Source organism: Xylanibacter ruminicola Ga6B6 (assembly GCF_000687715.1).
Taxonomy (GTDB): domain Bacteria; phylum Bacteroidota; class Bacteroidia; order Bacteroidales; family Bacteroidaceae; genus Prevotella; species Prevotella ruminicola_B.
Genome location: NZ_JHXD01000020.1, coordinates 1 through 13,544 on the forward strand (window position 1 = coordinate 1; position 13,544 = coordinate 13,544).

At 50.5% G+C, this 13,544-nt stretch carries 9 protein-coding genes; 6 read left to right on the forward strand and 3 right to left on the reverse strand.

The window, feature by feature from the left end; genetic code table 11:
- The first annotated feature begins 62 nt into the window (after positions 1–62).
- Positions 63–164 (forward strand): smalltalk protein, encoded by a 102-nt coding sequence (locus tag T500_RS16990; RefSeq protein ID WP_155267491.1) that lies wholly within the window; start codon positions 63–65, stop codon positions 162–164.
- A 70-nt stretch (positions 165–234) separates the two neighbouring features.
- Here T500_RS16990 and T500_RS0111450 read toward each other — a convergent pair whose 3' ends face one another.
- Genes T500_RS0111450 through T500_RS0111460 form a run of 3 tightly spaced genes read right to left on the reverse strand, consistent with a single transcriptional unit; the run spans position 235 to position 6,288 of the window.
- A complete protein-coding gene (locus T500_RS0111450; RefSeq protein WP_196243512.1) occupies positions 235–1,779 on the reverse strand; it encodes a clostripain-related cysteine peptidase in 1,545 nt (514 codons plus the stop codon).
- A gap of 22 nt (positions 1,780–1,801) precedes the next feature.
- Positions 1,802–4,471 (reverse strand): mechanosensitive ion channel family protein, encoded by a 2,670-nt coding sequence (locus T500_RS0111455; protein ID WP_028908227.1) that lies wholly within the window; start codon positions 4,469–4,471, stop codon positions 1,802–1,804.
- Positions 4,472–4,482: 11 nt separating this feature from the next.
- Entirely contained in the window at positions 4,483–6,288 is a 1,806-nt protein-coding gene (locus tag T500_RS0111460; RefSeq protein ID WP_080694877.1) for a clostripain-related cysteine peptidase, read from the reverse strand.
- Between the two features lie 330 nt (positions 6,289–6,618).
- Here T500_RS0111460 and T500_RS0111465 point away from each other — a divergent pair, with 330 nt between their 5' ends.
- The 5 genes from T500_RS0111465 to thrC all read left to right on the forward strand — a co-directional run bounded on the left by T500_RS0111465 (position 6,619) and on the right by thrC (position 13,532).
- On the forward strand, positions 6,619–7,614 hold the full coding sequence (locus tag T500_RS0111465; protein ID WP_028908229.1) for a TlpA disulfide reductase family protein: 996 nt from the start codon (positions 6,619–6,621) through the stop codon (positions 7,612–7,614).
- An 11-nt stretch (positions 7,615–7,625) separates the two neighbouring features.
- A complete protein-coding gene (gene pgeF / locus T500_RS0111470; RefSeq protein WP_028908230.1) occupies positions 7,626–8,372 on the forward strand; it encodes a peptidoglycan editing factor PgeF in 747 nt (248 codons plus the stop codon).
- A 129-nt stretch (positions 8,373–8,501) separates the two neighbouring features.
- The gene (gene thrA / locus T500_RS0111475; RefSeq protein WP_028908231.1) at positions 8,502–10,934 is read left to right on the forward strand and encodes a bifunctional aspartate kinase/homoserine dehydrogenase I; all 2,433 of its coding nucleotides are present in this window, start codon (positions 8,502–8,504) and stop codon (positions 10,932–10,934) included.
- A 15-nt stretch (positions 10,935–10,949) separates the two neighbouring features.
- The gene (locus T500_RS0111480) at positions 10,950–12,188 is read left to right on the forward strand and encodes a cofactor-independent phosphoglycerate mutase (protein ID WP_028908232.1); all 1,239 of its coding nucleotides are present in this window, start codon (positions 10,950–10,952) and stop codon (positions 12,186–12,188) included.
- Between the two features lie 39 nt (positions 12,189–12,227).
- Positions 12,228–13,532, forward strand: coding sequence for a threonine synthase (gene thrC, locus T500_RS0111485; RefSeq protein WP_028908233.1), 1,305 nt, complete (start codon positions 12,228–12,230; stop codon positions 13,530–13,532).
- Positions 13,533–13,544 lie beyond the last annotated feature (12 nt).

Sequence of the window (13,544 nt, forward strand, 5' to 3'; positions counted from 1 at the left end):
CAATCAGCCCAGCAACCCAGGTAGTGGCGGCTCAGACATGAACTAACGAAAGGAGGTGAGTTATGAGTAAGAAAGAAACCCTGAAGTTCATCATCCAGATGATTGCGAGTATCGCAACTGCGATTGTAACGGCACTGGGAGCTACCTCGTGTATGGGACTCTAAGAAATCACCCTCAGGTTTCAAAGCGAAGCCTGAGGGTATTTTTTGTAGTCTGTTTATAACTGTAGGATGTTTATTCGATGGGATAATGCATCTCTACGGGACTATTATTGCAGGGCAGCTGTTTGTTGAGCTTGATCCAGCGGCTCCAACCGGTTGCCTTGTCGAATGCTAACTGCCCGTAGGTATCCTGCAGTGTAGATGGCCAGGTGCTTATCTCTGGTTCTGTTACGCCAGTGGTGTATTTAGCCAATTTGCCGTCGGCATGGTAAATTTTGTATCCTTTCAGAATCTCAGGTTTTTCCCTATCATAGTCGTAAAAATAGTAGCTACCCTCTACGCCTAACATGATGCTGCAATCTACCGACAGACCTTTGTTCATCAGGAAATCGCTGCAATACTGACTTACCAGACAGTTGTTGAAAGCTGTTCCTATCTCGAGAGCGAAATGATCATCGTAAACGTCGGGCAGTGCATCTGCTATGCTCTTGGCATAATCTACCAGATCGTAGCCCGGACGCTCGTTGTTAACCTTGAAGGCGTATTTGGTGATGGTATCAATCTTTGCCTTATGGCTTTCGTCGGCGTAAGCGGCCACGAGTTTATCGGTAAACTCCTTGAACTTTGCACCAAAGGCATCGAGGGCGCTGGTGCGGGTAACGGTCATGTCGTGATAGTCCCACTTGGATTCTGTACTTCCCTGTGCAGCTTGTTTGGCAGCATCCTTGTCCCACTTATCGACGCTGGCTTTGTTGAAGTTCTTCAGGGCTGTTTCTATGTCGCCAGTGTTCTTTGCCAACTCGTCGATCAGTACCGAATAGCTGCCACCTGCTCCAGGCACTGTGAATGATGACAGGATAAAGTAGTTGGCAAGTTCCTTGAGTTCGAACTGATACTCGATGGTATTCATGAGGCAGGCATCGAGATAAATCACGTCCATGTGAGCATTAGCACGACCGATGGCATACTTTAATGACGATGCGGTGAAGTGTTCGTTAGGGTTGTGGTTTTGGTCGTAGAGTACGCCTCGAGTTTGTGCCTGCGCATTAAATGTGAGGTCGTCGTGTGGCTGATAGCCGCCACCATGGTCGCTCACAATCAGGATGTAGTGCTTGGCAGGACAGGCTTTGGTGGCCCAGTTGATGAAGTTGGTGAGCGAATCGACATTGGCCACGTAGTTGTCCTTGGGGCCATAAATATACTCCTTGTTCAACAGAACATTTTCATTGGGGGCATTTACGGTATTGTCGACGACGAAACGTACGGTCTGCAGTTCCATATCCTTAATAGCCTTTACGGTCTCGTCGGGCAGTTTTTCGTCAAGCATGTTGAACCAATACTTCTGCATATCTTCGGCCGACGAGTACTTGTACTGGCAGGCTATCTTTACCTTACCGTAGCTTTCGGACTTGGCTTTGTAGAAATCCATCATGTTGCCCAAGATACCAATGTCGAGATTGCGACCTCCATAACCATATAACAGGATGGCATACTCGGTTTGCCCTGATGGACGGTCGGAACCAGCAGAATTATCATCATTTACACAAGCGGTCATCACCGTCATAGTCATTACGCAGCAAAGAACGGCTGCAAGGGTTAATAGGTACTTTTTAGTCATAATCATAAAAGGTTAGTTAAACTTATTTTTCTTCGTTTGAAATCAAGTGTACATCGCACTGAGGGAAGGCGATGGTGATGCCCGCGGCGTTGAGGGCCTCGTAGATCACCTCCTTGGCACGATCACGATAACCAATCTGCTCGGCCACCAACACATACTGTTTCACATTGATGTCAACAGCACTGTCGCTCATATTTCCCACAACCACATAAACACCGTACTTGGGATCCACAATATCCCGTCCGTATTTATCCTTGGTACACATCTTCTGCATCGCCTCAACCAACACCTCACGCACATGCTGCACCGAGGTTCCGTAAGCCACACCCACGGTGATAATCGTCAACTCATACGAGTTGTTACGCGTCAGGTTGTTGAAGTTCTTACCAAACAGCGACGAGTTGAGGAACGACATCTCCGTGCCCTCGATAGTCTCGGCCTGCACACACTGGTAATTGATGGCCGTTACCTTACCACGGATACCATCGCACTCTATCCAGTCGCCTACACGCAGTCGTCCACCCATCAGCTGTATGCCGTAAATAAAGTTGTTGATCACATCCTTGAGCGCCAGACCGACACCAGCCGACAGACCTCCCGCTATCAGTCCTAACGACCCCGTAGGAATCTGCCATTCCGTGATAACCACCAAAGCAAACACCATCCAGATAAACACACTGATGATACTGTTGCCCAACGACAGGTTGATTTCGTTCGGACGGATGGAATCACGGTTATGCTTACGCATAAAAGTAACGTAACGGGCATACTGCCAGATGGCGTGTACGGCCCTGCTGACGTAACGCAAGACGTAGAAGAGTATCAGCAGATAGATGATACTCTGGGCCGATATGCTCAACGTCTCCACATCGTTCATGTCGGTGAGATGGATAAACGGTCGTTCGTAGAAGCGTACAAACAGATCGTCGAAGTCGAAGATGCCCAACGACAGGCGCACACACAACGGCAACGAGAGCAGCACAATGCAGGGAATGGCCACCTGACGAATCAGGTCGTAGAACCACGTAGCACCAAACAACAGCTGCTCACGATCTTCGCCCGAAACATAGGTAATGCGATTGCGCAGACTGTCAACACGCTTGTCGATCCAGCGTTCTTTGTAGCGGTTCATCAGGTCGCGTATGCACACCACGGTGAGCCAGGCTGCCAACAGGAAATACCACCACACCAGGATGAGCAATGCCACAAAGGTATAGCCCATAAACGCGAACCCAAAGGACACCAGATAAACGGCCAATGCCCACCAGCCCAAGGTGCGGTCGATTGATGTGGCCTTACTGCCCAACCAGATACAGCAGCACAACTGCCAGATAACAATTAGCAGCAGGATGGGTGGAAACAGCAGCACCATCAGCTTGTCGGGCATAAAGGTGATACGGCACGAGATAATCATCAGCACCACCAGGAAGGTAGCCGAATAGAGCATGATGCCCTGTCGGAACTGCTCGGGCCTTACGCGCAGCAACAACGAGCCCGTGATGGCAATCAGCAGCCACAGGAAGGTGTTGATATGCGCCACACCCAGATTGATATATTCGTCGCCATACAGCGAGAATCCGAACACCACGAAGTAAATAAAGGTGCCTAGCAGTATCGAGATGATAGACAGCTTGCGCTTCGGCACATAGCGCTTCAGTCTTGTATAACGGTAGAGCAGCCATAGTACGAGCAGGGCCAACGCCCAGAACAATACCAGTCCCACCAGCTGTACGATACATACGACGACCAGCATGGTATTCTCGGCCTTACTCGAAAAGTGCTGTAAGAACGCGATATCATCCTCGTCGTCGTCATCCAAATCGCTTTCATCCATCCCGTCGCTCAGTTCCTTCAGGCTGTACTGTCCCCGCAAGTCAACATTGGTTTTATTCCAATAATAACCAGGGTTGGCCATAATGTCCAAAAACGGCGTCTGTCCGTCCACAAAGATATAGCGTTCCAGTGCCTGATAGCGCTGCTCGGCATAGTCGTAGGTCTCCTTCAGTCGCAGGTATGCCTCCTGATAGTGCGTACTGTCGGCCACTATGGTAGCACGGTTACTGGCGTTCATCTTCAGTATCTCTGACACGAAGAAGATACACGAGTCGCGATATGCCTCGCCTATCGAATCCAGCACAAAGGGGGCAGATAGCGAATCCTTGAAGGCAATCCTGATAACCTCTTTTTCCAGCAATGAGAGCGAGTCGGAAAGATGCACATCGAGCGAGTCGTTACGGTACAACAAGCTGTCGGGCAGAATCTCCATCTCTATCTCCTTCATCATCGGCGGCAGTCGTCGCAGGGCCTCAATCAGTCGGGCATTGCGGTCAATCTCGTAGTTCAAACTGTTCACAATCCGGTCGTACGGGCGTCGGTCTTTACTGAAGTCCTTGTAGTTGGCCGTCACTTTCTTCAGCGCGTAGGCCAGATCGAACGTCATCTCCTGTTCCTGGGTGTAGAGCAGGATCGAGAGCTCGTTCGACTCGGTAATCACGTTGATCATCCGCTTATGCTGACGATCAAAATCCTCGTTAAAGCGCTTCTGCGCATCCGAGCGCTGCATAAAGGTTGCCTGCAACTCCGTACAAAGGTCTTTCAGCGTGTTGGTCAACGACCTTCCGCTCACCACAGCCATCAGCGGCAGCGAGCACACGCACAGAGCGAGAATGATTGTGAACAGTTGTTTTTTCATTGTCAGAGATATTATTCTAATTTACCGCCTCCACCTTTCTGTGGATTGCTGTCCAGGTACTGCTCGTTGGTATTGAGCCAGTTGCCCCACCCCGTCAGCTTGTGGAAGTCGCACTTCTCGTAACCCACATTGTAGTTGTTCAAGGCTTTTAACTCCGGAATATTCGTCATGTAGTCGAAGGTGTAGAAGAGTTTACTCATCAGGCAGATGCTCAGCGTATAGTGATCCAGATGCTCCTTACTGTTGTTCACATCACGATAGTATACAAAAGCCTCGTCGAAGGCCTTGTCCATCGCAGCCGAGATGGTCTTCAGCTCAGCATCGTCGGTTTCCTTAGCCAGCAGCTGGGCATAGTTGGCGATGTCGAAGAATGGGTTAAAGAACTCGTTTTTTTGTGCATCGATAGGCTGGAAACGATACACGCCCTTGGTGGCGCGATCGATGGCCTCCTTCTGTGTGGGATAGAGTGCCAGAATGCGGTCGCACAGCTGCTTGGCTGCATCGATGATGGGCTCGAACTTATCGGTGCGAATCATCTTGTAGTCGCCGTTAGCGTAATCATTATTGGCTTCGTCTACATAACTGTTCTGCCATTCAGGTGTACAGCGTTCAAACATCAGGTTGCCAGCCTTCTCGGCATCGCCTGTTTCTATAAGGCCGCGAATAAATTCCATCATCAGTTCGCCTCCGCTACTCAGTATATGGGCTGAAGCAAAAATGTAGTCGGCAAAACTACGTGCCTGTGTCAGTGTCTCGATATTGCCCATATAGCAGTTGTGGAACATCAGCGTGTTAAACTTCTCGATACCCGCAGCCTTCATGGCATCGTTCATTTCGTACATGTCCATCCACTCGTCATCTACCCACTCGTCGGCCATCACACCACGGGTCGTACCACGAGTCTGCTGTACTTCGTATTTGCCTGGCACATCGTACAGGGCATCAAAGCCCGAACCGTGGCCCCAGATGGCCATCACGTAATCCTCGGCTGGGCACTGCAGACTGCTGAACTCCAAGAACATACGCATGGTGTTAGGGTTGCATATCTTCAGCTGCTTAGCTTCCTCGCCCATGCCGATAGCCTGCATGCCACTTTCCTTAATCTTGTTCAGGTCGGTCTTGTCGGTCAGCTCAAACCACACGATATCGCCAGGCTCTGCATATTTGCCCGTAAAGGCCTTTCCTTTATCCGGCTGGTCCTTACCATATTTATACATGCACACCACGCGCACGTTGTTGTGGTCGGTCAGGTACTGCTGTAGCCTCTCCCATAAGCCCTGTTCTATAATCTCATCCATGGTGCCACCCGCATTGCCATATACAAACACGGTGTATTTGGCCGGCTGCGGCACGTCGATCATCTCATCGTCGTTGCTCCAGGTGTCGAACATGGCAGCCATATCGCTGGTGGTTTTCTTGAAAGTCAGACTGATGTCATCGCCATCACCAAAACTCAGCTCGTCGCCCTCCAACTGCCATTTGGCGTTCATCACCTCGCGGTCGTTCGGGGTCATCGTCAGCACACCGCTGGCCGATGCCGTGTAGGTAAAGTCAATCTTCTCGCAACCGATGGCATCATCCTCCAAGGTATAGTAGATACGGGTGCTGCCCGTACCGTCGGCCTTAAACTCGGTGTTCTGCCATGTCTTACCATAGTTCCACTTGGCATAGGTCATCCCCGACACATCCGAGAACCAGCTGCCCACAATCCTGCGGTCGATACCTTTTGCAGGGTTATCACTACTGTCGTTAGTACACGCCACAAAGCTCAGCATGAAACATGCCAATAGCATCAATTGTTTTAGGTTTGTTTTCATAATGGTATTACTTTAATATTTACTTGTTGTTATTAGTATCATGCCGCAAATATAAGAAATAATTCGTAAAGTTCCAACTTTTTGTGGATAAAAATATTGCTGCCAGGAGCTGATGCCTGACATCAAATAAAACATCACCGCTTCAGGGCGGTGATGATATTTTGGATGAGTTGGGGTGAGTTATAGGGAGTGGCTGGGTTGATTATTATGGTTATAAAATTAATTTGCGTGCAAAAATAGTAAAAAAAGTTGGAATGGTGTAATGTTATTACGATTTTTTGTATCTTTGCAGGCGAAAATTAGATTTTTAATATTAACAAACCATAAGTTATGAAAAAGGTATTATTGGCAGCTGCTGTGATGATGGCTGCAGGGGCTAAGGCCCAACAGGTAAACTACACCGTAAATGGTGTGAGTAAGGATAACGGCGCTAAGGTGGTAGTGATTGACACTCAGGCACGTAAGATGGAGAATGCGACGGTTGAGAACGGCAAGTTCAGCATCAGCGGTACAGCCGAGAAGAATGCGTTGCTGATAATCAGAAACAGTAGCGTTAGCTGGATGATGCCCATTATCAACGATGGCACACCTATCACCGTGAACCTGAACGACACTACCGTAACAGGATCGGCCCAGAACGAGCGTCTGGTGCGCTACGATATCGACATGAATGCGGCCTACGGCAAACTGGGTGTAAAGGCTGGATTGGAGAAGATTTATACCGACGAGGTGAACACCATGATTCCTGTGGCTTTTGTGGAGCAGTATCTGGAGGAATTCGGACTGGAGAAGCTGCAGAAGATTATGGCTAACAAGCCTGTTTGGGCTAATCACCCCGCCGTGCAGAGCGCTATTAAGGAGTACGAGTTTGAGCAGGCCGACAGAGCTAAGAAGGCTGCCTACATTGGTAAGCAGTTTACCGACCTGGAGGAGGCTGATGCCGACGGCAACATGCACAAGCTGAGCGAGTACGTGGGCAAAGGCAAATGGGTGCTGGTAGATTTCTGGGCTTCGTGGTGCGCTCCTTGTCGCGCTGAGATGCCTAACGTGGTGAAGGCTTACGAGAAGTATCACGATAAGGGCTTTGATATCGTAGGACTGTCGTTCGACAACAGAAAGGAGCCTTGGGTAAAGGCTATCACCGACCTGAAGATGCCTTGGACTCATCTGTCGGACCTGAAAGGTTGGAAGACAGTAGCTGCAGGTACCTACGAGGTGAACAGCATTCCTGACAACCTGCTGATCGACCCACAGGGTAAGATTGTGGCTCGCGGCTTGCGCGCACAGGGCCTGCAGGACAAACTGAAGGAGATTTTCGGCGAATAAAAACCAACGGCATGCTACATCTGCAGAAAGAACACGACATCATTGCCTTCTCGACCGAGCGAGGCTTTGTGGATATGGACGAACCTTACCAGGGGTTTAACATTACCTGGTATACCGACGACGATGCGCAGCACGTAGCCGATTGCCGACGCGACATGTGCCAGATGCTGGAGATTGACGACCAGCATCTGGTGCTGCCACGTCAGGTACACGACACGAAGGTGGCTGAGGTAACGCCCCAGAACCTGGGCGACCGCTTTGAGGGTATCGACGCCCTGATCACTACCCTGCCCCGCACCTGCATCGGCGTATCAACAGCCGACTGTGTGCCTATACTTATGTATGATGCACGCACGCGCGCGATAGCAGCTGCCCACGCGGGATGGCGAGGCACTGTGGCTCGTATCGGCCGCAAAACCATCGAGGCCATGCAGCAGCGATACGGCACGAAACCCGAAGACCTGAAGGTTGTGATAGGTCCCAGCATCGGTCCTGATGCCTTTGAGGTGGGCGACGAGGTGTACGACGCCTTTGCACAGGCCGGTTTCGACATGAACCGCATAGCCTTTAAGCGTAACGGCAAGTGGCACATCGACCTTTGGCAGGCCAATGCGCTGGATATACAGCTGATGGGCGTAATCGAAAAACACATTGAAACAGCCGCTGTTTGTACCTATGAGCACTACGACCAGTTTTTCTCGGCCAGGCGCCTGGGTATAAAAAGTGGAAGAATTTATACGGGAATTATGATAAAATGAAAGTAAATGACTAAAAATTCTTTCAGAAATTTGGCCATTTGCTTAAAAACACTTACCTTTGCAGCGCCAGTGGATGAAGCCCTGCTTGTTTAAGGGTACCGCTAAAGGCAAGATAAATTGCATAGGAATATGAAAGTATTGAAATTCGGCGGAACGTCCGTAGGTTCCGTAAAAAGCATTCTTAGCTTGAAAAAAATCGTTGAGACAGAGGCTCGGACGCAACCTGTCGTAGTAGTAGTTAGTGCGCTGGGCGGTATCACCGATAAGTTGATTGCCACATCGCAGATGGCCCTGAAGGGTGACGACAAGTGGCGCGAGGAATTCGACGCTATGGTGACACGACATCACCAAATGATCGACACCATCATTACCGATGACAAAAAGCGCGTAGATTTATTCAACAAAGTGGATCAGCTGTTCGACCAGTTGAAGAGCATTTATTATGGCGTATATCTGATTCACGACCTCTCGAAAAAGACCGAAGATGCGATTGTAAGTTACGGCGAGCGTTTATCGTCGAACATCGTGGCCACACTCATTAAGGGTGGCAAGCGCATGAACAGTCGCGACTTTATCCGTACAGAAAAGAAGAACGGCAAGCACCGTCTGGTGGCTGATTTGACCAACCAGCTGGTTCGCGAGGCGTTTAAAGATATGCCCGAGGTGGCTGTGGTGCCTGGCTTTATCAGTAGAGATAAGGATACCAGCGAGACCACGAACCTGGGACGTGGCGGTAGCGATTACACCGCCGCCATCATTGCTGCAGCACTGGATGCCGAGGTGCTTGAGATATGGACCGACGTGGATGGTTTTATGACCGCCGACCCACGTGTGATTAAGACGGCCTACACCATTAACGAGCTGAGCTACATCGAGGCAATGGAGCTGTGTAACTTTGGTGCCAAGGTAATCTATCCCCCAACCATTTACCCCGTTTGCGTAAAAAACATTCCCATTAAGGTTAAGAACACCTTCAACCCCGAACACCCGGGCACGCTGATTAAGGATCATATTGAGAACGACCAGAAGCCTATTAAGGGTATCAGCAGCATTAAGGGTACAACGCTGATTACCGTAACAGGACTTTCGATGGTGGGTGTGATTGGTGTGAACCGCCGCATTTTCACCACGCTGGCCAACAAGGGTATCAGTGTGTTCATGGTATCACAGGCATCATCAGAGAACTCAACCTCAATCGGTGTGCGCGACGAGGATGCAAACGATGCTGTAGAGGTGCTGAACGACGAGTTTGCCAAGGAGATTGAGACGGGCGCCATGTTCCCCATGCATGCCGAGAGTGGACTGGCCACCATCGCTATCGTGGGCGAGAACATGAAGCATACACCAGGTATCGCAGGAAAACTGTTTGGCACACTGGGCCGTAGCGGTATCAGCGTGATTGCCTGTGCACAGGGTGCTTCGGAAACGAACATCTCGTTTGTAGTGGATGGCAAGTTCCTGCGTAAGTCGCTGAACGTGCTGCACGACTCGTTCTTCCTCTCTGAGTACAAGGTGCTTAACCTGTTTATCTGCGGTGTGGGTACCGTGGGTGGCAAGCTGATTGAGCAGATTCGCAGTCAGTACGAAACACTGATGCAGCGTAACGGCTTGAAGCTGAACGTGGTGGGTATCGCCTCGTCGAAGGCTGGTGTCTACGACCGCGATGGCATCGATCTGGAAAACTACCGTGAGCTGCTGAAGGCACCCGAGGCGCAGGGTAAGAATCTGCGTGACGAGGTGATTGGTATGAACATTTTTAATAGCGTGTTTGTGGATTGTACCGCCAGCAAGGATATAGCTGCGCTGTACCAATCGTTCCTGGAGCATAACATCAGCGTGATTGCAGCCAACAAACTGGCGGCTTCGAGCGATTACGCCAACTATATGAAGCTGAAGAAAACGGCTCGCGACCGTGGCGTGTGGTTCCGTTACGAGACCAACGTGGGTGCCGGACTGCCTATCATCGGCACCATTAACGACCTGCGTAACTCGGGTGATAAGATCCTGAAAATCGAGGCTGTGCTGAGTGGTACGCTGAACTTTATCTTCAACGAGATTGCTGCCGACGTGCCTTTCTCGGAGACGGTACGACGTGCCAAGGAGCAGGGCTACAGCGAGCCCGATCCACGTATCGACCTGAGTGGTACCGACGTGATTCGCAAGCTGGTGATTCTGACCCGTGAGGCTGGCTACAAGGTGGAGCAGACCGATGTAGAGAAGCACCTGTTTGTGCCTAACGAGTACTTTGAGGGCACGGTGGATGACTTCTGGAAGAAGTTGCCTGCGCTGGATGCCGACTTTGAGGCTCGCCGCCAGAAGCTGGAGGCCGAGGGTAAGCGTTGGCGTTTTGTGGCCACGATGGAGAATGGCGTAACGAATGTGGCGCTGCGTGAGGTGGACATCAACCATCCGTTCTATCGCTTGGAGGGCTCGAACAACATCGTGCTGCTAACCACCGAGCGCTATAAGGAGTACCCGATGCTGATACAAGGTTACGGTGCCGGCGCATCAGTTACCGCAGCAGGCGTGTTCGCCAACATCATGTCAATCGCTAACATTTAATCAACATACACTATTATGAAACACATTGTTATTTTGGGAGATGGAATGGCTGACCTGCCTGTTGAAAGACTGGGCGGGAAGACATTACTACAATATGCGGCGAAGCCGATGATGGACCAACTGGCTAAGGAGGGACGTTGCGGGCGACTGATTACGGTGCCCGAGGGATTTCCTCCTGGTAGCGAAGTGGCTAACACAGCGATTCTGGGTTACGACCTGAATAAGGTGTACGAGGGGCGCGGACCACTGGAGGCTGCCTCGATAGGCTACGAGATGGCCGACGATGATCTGGCTTTGCGCTGCAACATCATTAATCTGCAGGACGGTAAGATTATTACGCATAACGGCGGTAATCTGGAAACAGAAGATGCTCGACTGCTGATTGACTATCTGAACGAAACTCTGGCCAAGCCCATCAACGAGCGTGAGGGCTGCGAGCGCGTAAAATTTATTACGGGCATACAGTATCGCCACCTGCTGGTAATCAAGGGCGGCAACAAGTACATTACTTGCGCCCCACCCCATGATCATCCCAACGAGGAGTGGCGCCCACTGCTGGTAAAGGCTGATATTCCTGAGGCTCAGGAAACAGCCGACCTGCTGAACGACCTGATTCTGAAATCGCAGGAGCTGTTGCCTAAGCACCCTTATAATCAGGCTAAGGCCGCTAAGGGCGAGCGACAGGCTAACAGCATCTGGCCTTGGAGCGGTGGCTATCGTCCGTCGATGGAAACGCTGATGCAGCAGTATCCCGACATCAAATCGGGCACCGTAATTTCGGCTGTGGATTTGATTCGCGGCATTGGTCACTATGCTGGCTTGAAGATTGTGGAAGTGGAAGGTGCTACCGGACTGGCCGACACCAACTACGAGGGTAAGGCGCAGGCTGCTATCGAGGCGCTGGAGCACGACGACTTTGTGTTTGTACACGTTGAGGCCAGCGACGAAGCCGGACATGATGGCGACCTGGAGCTGAAGCTGAAAACCATCGAGTATCTGGACCAGCGACTCATCAAGCCCATCTACGAGCACATCCTTAAGATGAACGAGCCCGTATGTCTGGCAGTACTGCCTGACCACCTGACACCCGTTGAGATGCGCATTCACGTGGGGCAGCCCGTGCCTTTCCTCATCTGGCACAAAGGCATCACCCCCGATGAGGTACAGCAATACGATGAATTGAGCTGCGTATCAGGTAGTTACGGCCTGCTGAAACTTCAAGAATTCATGCATGAATTCATGAAGATTCAATGAAAAAATGTAAAAATGAAAAAATGCAAAAATGCAAAAAATATGAAGTACTATAGCACCAACGGCAAGGCTCCTATTGCCGACTTGCACAAAGCAGTAGTTAAGGGACTGGCTGAGGATCGCGGACTGTATATGCCCGAGCGTATCAACAAGCTGCCCCAGGAGTTTTTCGACAACATCGAGAAAATGAGTTTTCAGGAGATTGCCTACACCGTAGCCAGCGCTTTCTTTGGCGAAGATGTAGATCCTGATGCCCTGCATGATATCGTGTACGACACCCTGGCATTCGACTGTCCTGTGGTGAACGTTAAAGATAACATTTACACCTTGGAGTTGTTCCACGGACCAACGCTGGCATTTAAGGATGTGGGTGCCCGTTTTATGGCGCGCTTGCTGCAGTACTTTATCAAGCAAGAGTCTGGTCATAAGCAGGTGAACGTACTCGTTGCTACCAGCGGCGATACTGGTTCGGCTGTGGCCAACGGATTCCTGGGCGTTGAGGGTATCCACGTATATGTGCTGTATCCCAAGGGCAAGGTAAGTCCTATTCAGGAGTGCCAGTTTACTACACTGGGTAAGAACATTACCGCTATTGAGGTAGATGGGGTGTTCGACGACTGTCAGGCGCTGGTAAAAAATGCCTTTATGGATGCCGAGTTGAATGAACACATGAAACTGACATCAGCCAACTCAATCAACGTGGCCCGTTTCCTGCCCCAGGCGTTCTACTACTTTAATGCGTATGCCCGCATGAAGGAACAGGGTAAGGCCGACAATCTGGTGATGTGCGTGCCATCGGGTAACTTCGGCAATATCTGTGCAGCATTGTTCGGCCATGAGATGGGACTGCCCATCAAGCGATTCATTGCAGCTAACAACGCTAACGATATCTTCTACAAGTATCTGCAGACTGGCAAATACGAGCCCAAACCATCGAAGCAGACTTTGGCTAACGCGATGGACGTAGGCGATCCTTCGAACTTTGCCCGTATATACGACCTGTACGATAAGAGTCACGAGAAGATCAGCGCGCTGATTAGCGGTGCTACCTATAGCGACGAGCAGATTCGCGAAACCATGCGCGAATGCTACAAGGCTTCGGGCTATATCCTTGATCCTCACGGTGCTTGCGGCTATCAGGCTTTGGCCGACGGACTGCAGGCTGGCGAGTTCGGCGTGTTCTGCGAAACAGCTCACCCTGCTAAGTTTAAGGAGAAGGTAGATGAGATTCTGGGTATCGACGTAGAGATACCCGAGCGCTTGGCTGCCTTTATGCGTGGCGAAAAGCAAAGCGTAGCCATGAGTAAGGACTTTGCTGATTTCAAAGCCTACTTGATGAAGCAATAAGTAATAAATGGT

Excerpts from the sequence above, each read along its gene's own strand:
- T500_RS0111450 (WP_196243512.1), bottom strand. The coding sequence starts at position 1,779 with ATGACTAAAAAGTACCTATTAACCCTTGCAGCCGTTCTTTGCTGCGTA.
- T500_RS0111480 (WP_028908232.1), top strand. The coding sequence starts at position 10,950 with ATGAAACACATTGTTATTTTGGGAGATGGAATGGCTGACCTGCCTGTT.
- T500_RS16990 (WP_155267491.1), top strand. The coding sequence starts at position 63 with ATGAGTAAGAAAGAAACCCTGAAGTTCATCATCCAGATGATTGCGAGT.
- thrC (WP_028908233.1), top strand. The coding sequence starts at position 12,228 with ATGAAGTACTATAGCACCAACGGCAAGGCTCCTATTGCCGACTTGCAC.
- T500_RS0111460 (WP_080694877.1), bottom strand. The coding sequence starts at position 6,288 with ATGAAAACAAACCTAAAACAATTGATGCTATTGGCATGTTTCATGCTG.
- T500_RS0111465 (WP_028908229.1), top strand. The coding sequence starts at position 6,619 with ATGAAAAAGGTATTATTGGCAGCTGCTGTGATGATGGCTGCAGGGGCT.
- T500_RS0111455 (WP_028908227.1), bottom strand. The coding sequence starts at position 4,471 with ATGAAAAAACAACTGTTCACAATCATTCTCGCTCTGTGCGTGTGCTCG.
- thrA (WP_028908231.1), top strand. The coding sequence starts at position 8,502 with ATGAAAGTATTGAAATTCGGCGGAACGTCCGTAGGTTCCGTAAAAAGC.
- pgeF (WP_028908230.1), top strand. The coding sequence starts at position 7,626 with ATGCTACATCTGCAGAAAGAACACGACATCATTGCCTTCTCGACCGAG.